This window comes from Psychrobacter sp. P11G5, from assembly GCF_001593305.1.
In the GTDB taxonomy this organism is placed as follows: domain Bacteria; phylum Pseudomonadota; class Gammaproteobacteria; order Pseudomonadales; family Moraxellaceae; genus Psychrobacter.
The window spans coordinates 1-6,009 of record NZ_CP012538.1 but is presented as its reverse complement, the minus strand read 5'-3'; the positions used below and the strand labels follow the sequence as shown (position 1 = coordinate 6,009).

The 6,009-nt window shown below is 37.5% G+C and carries 8 protein-coding genes; 4 read left to right on the top strand and 4 right to left on the bottom strand.

The window, feature by feature from the left end; all coding sequences use genetic code 11:
- Positions 1–106 precede the first annotated feature (106 nt).
- From AK825_RS14450 to AK825_RS14440, 3 genes are all read right to left on the bottom strand, one after another.
- Positions 107–508 carry a hypothetical protein gene (locus AK825_RS14450; protein WP_082787307.1) on the bottom strand — a complete coding sequence of 134 codons (402 nt, stop codon included), beginning with the start codon at positions 506–508 and terminating at the stop codon, positions 107–109.
- On the bottom strand, positions 493–768 hold the full coding sequence (locus AK825_RS14445; RefSeq protein ID WP_068039722.1) for an excalibur calcium-binding domain-containing protein: 276 nt from the start codon (positions 766–768) through the stop codon (positions 493–495). The genes AK825_RS14450 and AK825_RS14445 overlap by 16 nt, the downstream gene beginning before the upstream one ends.
- Before the next feature lie 213 nt (positions 769–981).
- The gene (locus AK825_RS14440) at positions 982–1,221 is read right to left on the bottom strand and encodes a type II toxin-antitoxin system RelB/DinJ family antitoxin (RefSeq protein WP_068039720.1); all 240 of its coding nucleotides are present in this window, start codon (positions 1,219–1,221) and stop codon (positions 982–984) included.
- Between the two features lie 615 nt (positions 1,222–1,836).
- Here AK825_RS14440 and mobV point away from each other — a divergent pair.
- The 3 genes from mobV (at position 1,837) to repM (ending at position 4,240) form a co-directional block, all read left to right on the top strand.
- Entirely contained in the window at positions 1,837–2,733 is an 897-nt protein-coding gene (gene mobV / locus AK825_RS14435) for a MobV family relaxase (RefSeq protein ID WP_068039716.1), read from the top strand.
- A 110-nt stretch (positions 2,734–2,843) separates the two neighbouring features.
- Complete coding sequence (locus tag AK825_RS14780; RefSeq protein ID WP_158511271.1) at positions 2,844–3,005, top strand: hypothetical protein; 162 nt, start codon at positions 2,844–2,846, stop codon at positions 3,003–3,005.
- Positions 3,006–3,244: 239 nt separating this feature from the next.
- Positions 3,245–4,240, top strand: a complete 996-nt coding sequence (gene repM / locus AK825_RS14430) for a replication initiation protein RepM (RefSeq protein ID WP_068039714.1) — start codon at positions 3,245–3,247, stop codon at positions 4,238–4,240.
- Between the two features lie 78 nt (positions 4,241–4,318).
- Here repM and AK825_RS14735 read toward each other — a convergent pair whose 3' ends face one another.
- The gene (locus AK825_RS14735; RefSeq protein ID WP_149038809.1) at positions 4,319–4,444 is read right to left on the bottom strand and encodes a YHYH domain-containing protein; all 126 of its coding nucleotides are present in this window, start codon (positions 4,442–4,444) and stop codon (positions 4,319–4,321) included.
- A 1,081-nt stretch (positions 4,445–5,525) separates the two neighbouring features.
- On the opposite strand from AK825_RS14735, the gene AK825_RS14425 reads away from it, so the two are divergent.
- On the top strand, positions 5,526–5,987 hold the full coding sequence (locus AK825_RS14425; RefSeq protein ID WP_149038808.1) for a hypothetical protein: 462 nt from the start codon (positions 5,526–5,528) through the stop codon (positions 5,985–5,987).
- Positions 5,988–6,009: the final 22 nt, after the last annotated feature.

Genomic DNA, 6,009 nt, shown 5'->3' with positions numbered 1-6,009 from the left:
TCTGTAGGACGCCAATCAAGCTAATAGACCACTTAAAATAGACCTTAATAATGGAACCAGTTATAGCAGACCGTTAGCTGCTATAACTGGTATTCGTTAATAAAACCTAAGTATGATTTGCAAGACTATCTTCAAATTCATCACAGACCCTTAACCCAGCCTGTATCACCTCATTAAGATTAGCCCCTTCTTTGATGCTATAAGGCACATTTACCGTCAGATTGCGTTGCTTCAAGGCATCTACCGCTGATTTATTAAGTGGCGTACCAGTGTAGGACTCATCGGTGTAACCTTTAGGCTCAAAATACACCTCACGGCCAAAGGCTGGATGAGAGCCACACGAAATCTCACCCTCAGGCACTGTAAAAGGATAAGGGGCGGTATGATCTGTTCCCCATGTCGCTTCACTGACCACAATAAAACCTGCCCCATACATATCATCTTCCAAATCAGCGCTACTACACCCGATAATGGCGACAGACGCGACAGCAACTAGCCACCTGGACATATTGACTCGCATGGCACACCATCCTTATCACGGTCTAGCTTAGTGTTTCCACATTTAAGCGCTTGTTTGGCTTGCTCACAACTGACCATTTGCGTACAGACCCGAGGTAAGTCCTTACACTGTGAGCCACCTGCTCCCTTAACAAATAAGGGATGATCCACTTCAACATTGTTATAGAAGGGATTATCAATCAGCGTCACCGCAGCACTGGATGACAGCGCAAAAATAGACAACATCATGCCTAGAATTATTTTTTTCATACACCACCCTCATTGATCAGACCATCAACAGCGAAAAGAGTTTTTACAGCCAATAAAAAACCAAATATTTGTTCAATAAAGAAAATATTATAGCTCTAAAAATTCAATAGATACATCAAATAATCTGCAATACCAGTTATCGCTTGGTTTTTTATACTGCGCTGAGTAAATAAAAGTGGGTATCGAAGCGCATCCTTGCTTTATTTGCGCCTGTTAGCCTTCTAAAGCACTTTCGGTAGAGTCATCACCGTCAAAAGCTACCACTGCCTGTAGAGCGCCGTTACTGGGCTTAGAGTGATAATTGAAAGACAACGGCACAGTATTGGTTTCTGCCACCTGATTCAAAAATAACTTAATCGCTTGCGAAGGGGTTAATCCGTAACTTTCAAACACTGAAAAGGCGCGATCTCTTAGCTCTTGATCAAGCCTAATATTATAATTAGTGGTAGCCATAGCATTACCTTTAGTTTACAAGAGTACGCTCAATGTAAACCAAAAATACAGGCATATCAATTATTATTCAGAATTTTGCTAGGTTAGGCAGTGATGCCCTGTTCATCAAACCCTCTAAGAAAACCACTAACTTTCACTTTAATAATTTTTCTCATAACGTACAGCTCAGAAGATAGAATTATCTGTAGCTACAGATAATTTTTTTAGGTTAATAAGTTGTTTGTAACGGCCTAAGATTATGCCAGTGAATGACGAGAAGTAACGCTCTTATAAGCCCTTTTTTGTAGCAGATTTTATGACAGATAAAAAATCCGTTATTTCCCACCTAATTTGATGACTACACCTTACGCACCCTAAAGGGACTGCCAAATAGCTGATATTGTTAGGTTTATTAAAATTAAGGTGTTTGCAAAGTGCAAACAAAATGGACGTAAGATATTGATTTGTAACAGAAAAATGTGTCTACAAATTGTTTACAGCCTAGCTTCTAAAAAGGGAAAAATAGCCCTTTTTCATCGCCTTTTGCTCCAAAATTCACACTTTCCTGATGGGTGAATTTATGGTGTAGTAGGTACACCTTAGTGAAATAATACCCAATTAGAGGAAAAAGTGGCGATGAACTATGCAATTTTGAGGACGGCAAAATTAAAGACGATGGGCAACATTGGTGGCAGTCTTGCACACAACTACCGAACGATAGAAACGCCCAATGCTGACCCCAACCTCACTCCTAAAAATCATCATACCGTTACTAGTCCTGAAGTCGTCAAACAAGCAATAAAAGATCGGCTTCCTGAAAAAAGACGTTCGGATGCGGTGCTATGTATTGAGTATTTGATAACCGCTAGTCCTGAATGGGAAGGTTGGGGGAAAAGCCAAGAAACGGATTTTTTTAAGCGAGCGAGTTTATGGCTCATTGGTAAGCATGGAGCAGAAAATATTGCAGGTATGAGTATTCACAGGGATGTAAGCACACCGCACCTAGTCGCTTATGTCGTTCCTATTGACCAAAAGGGAAAGCTGAACTGCAAGGATTTTCTAGGGGGCAGGGTTAAGTTAAACCAGATGCAAACCGATTTTGCCAATACAGTCGCTGATTTGGGACTAACAAGGGGCAAGGAAGGCTCTAAAGCCAAGCATACCAGCATCAAGGAGTATTACCACGACATCAACCACGCGAGAGATTTCACTATCAAAGCCGTAGCGCCTAAGCCTGAAATGTTTGAAAGTAAGGCTAGGTATGGTGAAAAGGTTACAGCAGCCGTTATTGAGCAAGTAGAACCGACGGTGAAGGCGGCAAACAGCATTTTAGCGGACTACGAGAAAGCTAGGATGGATAAAAGCGTGGCAGAAGGAAGCTATGACACCCTTAAAAAGCGTGTTGAGCCTTACTTGGTGGCGACTGATGGACTAAACCAAGAGGAAATTGTTAGGATAAACGAGGCAATGCAGCTAGAAAGCCGTAAAATCGCTGTAGAGAGGGATAAAACTGAAAAGGCTATCAAGGCATAAGAATAGAGGAAGAGGACTATTAAATCTAAGTCTGTAGACAAACAGAGTGGTTTCTATAGCTCATTACTAAGGTCTAAGCAAAATAAAGTCACTAGAATGCTAAAAAACTTATGAATTTGAAAAATCCCAAAGCTTTGGATGAGGTTAAAAATAAATTGATGGATGAGCCAGAGATAATTGATAGGTTACCTGACTCTAAAACTTACTATCAAAGATCAAGATATTTCGATTTAGGTGCTCTTTTCTTTTGTTTTTCATTAGTAAATAAATAAAAAACCTTATTTGTTTATTTGTAATAGATATTTGTAATATTTATCGGAACGCTGTACCCCTTTATTATCAATGGATACAGCGTCTATTAAACTATAAATTCCGATTTTAAAAACTATAAATTCCGAGCAGAATCGATTTTAAAAACTATAAATTCCGATTTTAAAAACTATAAATTCCGAGCATTTAACTATATTATGTGTGATATAGTTTTAACTAATTTTAATAAGGGTATAGTTAAATGAATTGCAATTCATTAGTGGTGAAAGAGAACTCACTTATTCAAGCGACTTACAACCTAACGCTGGTTGAGCAAAGATTGTTATTGTTGGCTATTATCGTAATTAGAGAGCATACACATAAAAATGAGCTTGATTACATAGCCTTTGATAAACCTATAAGGGTGTTTGCTGAAGACTATATCAAGCAGTTCGATATAAGCAGCCGTTCAACAGCTTATGAAGGCTTAAAAGACGCTTGTAAGGCACTATTTGCAAGACAGTTCAGCTACCAAGAGAAAAGAGGCAAGGGAGTAGCTAACATCACCAGCCGTTGGGTGTCTGATGTTGCTTACATTGATAATGAAGCAGTGGTAGAACTTACTTTTTCTAGGGTTGTTATCCCTTTAATTACAGAGCTTGAAAAGAATTTAACAAGCTATGAAATTAAGCAAGTAAGCCAGCTTACAAGCGGTTATGCTTTAAGGCTTTATGAGGTGTTGGTTGCATGGAAGAGTCAGCCAAAAACACCCAAAATGGAACTTAATGAATTTAAGAGTAGATTAGGGCTAAGTCCTTACCAATATCCGCGCATGGATAACTTTAAACGCATAGTAGTAAGTCCCGCTATAGAGCAAATAAACAAGCATACTGATATCACTGTTGAACTCAAGCAATACAAGGAAGGGCGTAGAGTTGCTGGCTTTTGGTTTACCATCAAACAGAAGAAGAAAAAAACGACAATAGCAAAAAATCGTGACCCTAACACTATGGACTGGATAAACAATAAAACTGAAAATGAAGTCAATGCACTAAATCCTAAACAGCTTGCTAGGGCGGTGAATAGCAAGAAATTCATATCTGATTATGCTCACTTGGTAATGCCACAAAATCCTGCTAACAGCTCATCTAGTGCATGGATTACGCACATGGCAACTTGGCTCAAGAAAGACCCTAGCAAGTTCACCAAACGACCTATGAAAGAGTATCTTGATGACGAACAAGCAGACAGATTTTAAAAAGCTGTAAGGTGCTAGTTAGCACCTTACAGCTAAAACTCTAAGCATGTATCATAAAAATAATATGAAGCTATATTTTTAATGACAGTGGTAAGTACCTCTTTTAGTGTCGTTATGGCAACCTGCTGAGTTAGTTCCTCCACTATGAGCAAACGCAGCTGAAGCAAATGTTGCTGCCAGCACTACAACCAATAGTTTTTTCATAAATCCATTCCTTTAGTGTTAGATTTAGTTACAAACAATAACATATATATTCGAACAGAGTTGACCATTTAGCACTATTAGCAAATTTGAAATTAGATACGCTTATAATAAGCCTAAAGATTATGAAGAAACTGGTGAAGTTGTCACTGAAGATGAGATAAACCAGAATTTTTAAAAATTATAATCTTTCAAGTTAATGTCTACCGATTCGACAGCAGATATCAGAGTACTACTAAATCAACCCAGAGTTAAAAGCATCTATTTAGTTTTGGCAATGCAAGATCAACAGTGTATCGATAAATAGTATCCTTTCCGCTACTTAGATGGTTTTAGCATATTAACGTTTCAGGTGCAAAGCAGTTGGACTGCTATTAGCTGGTATGATATTTACTGGAATAGTGTTCGATGGAATAGTAGATAAAGGAATAGGAAGTAGCGCATTACTAGGGCGTGATGGTGGAGTATACGAAGGTGTATTATAATATTTCGGTGTGTCAGTACGCGAATTATAGGAATAGTTGTCGATATTTGTATGATTTCTAGTAGTGCGATTGTATGGCTGGACGTAAGTACCGTTCTTTCTGTAATGACCCTCAACTGTTTCAGTGTTTACTGAAGGAATAGAAAGTAGCGCATTACTAGGGCGTGATGGTGGAGTATATGAAGGTGTATTATAATATTTCGGTGTGTCAGTACGCGGATTATAGGAATAGTTGTCGATATTTGTATGATTTCTAGTAGTACGATTATATGGCTGAACGTAAGTACCGTTCTTTCTGTAATGACCCTTAACTGTTTCAGCATTTACTGTTTGCATTATATTGATCATTAATGTAATCGCAAATAAAGCTGTAACTACTATTTTCATTATATATATCCAGTTTTAATTAAATGAATTGACATACTAAAACAGCGGCTCATTGGTTTAAGGTTAAGTGAATTTATTAATTTTTGTCTGTTATTATAACGGATAAGGTAGATTTTGGTTTAGAAGAATCATAAGATAAAGTAACTAGACTTTTAGATAGACGCTAATTTTAATATATAGCAATTCCTTTAATAAGATTACTGAGTGAGATTTATGAGATTCCTACCGATTTTAGTAATCATATTTTTATCTATCACTAATGTAAGCGCAGGTGTTTTTCAAAATCTTGATAGACAGTTGCTAGAAGCAGAGATTGTCGATAAAAACTATAAATATATAGATGAGGCTGAAGCTTACGAGTTATTTAGGTATGTGAGTAATACGGTGGCATCTATGTTGCCCATAAAACTTAATAGCTATACTGAAGCAGAAGCTGTGCTTTTTACCCCATACGTAGGCAACTATTTTTATAAAATTGATATGTTATTAACTGACGAAAATAAGGATCTAGCGCGTAGAGAATTTACCAATGTTACTTCTGTTAGAAACCTTTGTGAGTCCCTATATGATGCCAAATTTCAAAGAGCAAATAACTTTACTTTAAATTTGGTATATAACGATATAGAGGGAAAAAATATCGCTAGAATTAAATTAAATAGAAGTACCTGCCCATAGACTATACCCCAAGGGAACCAGC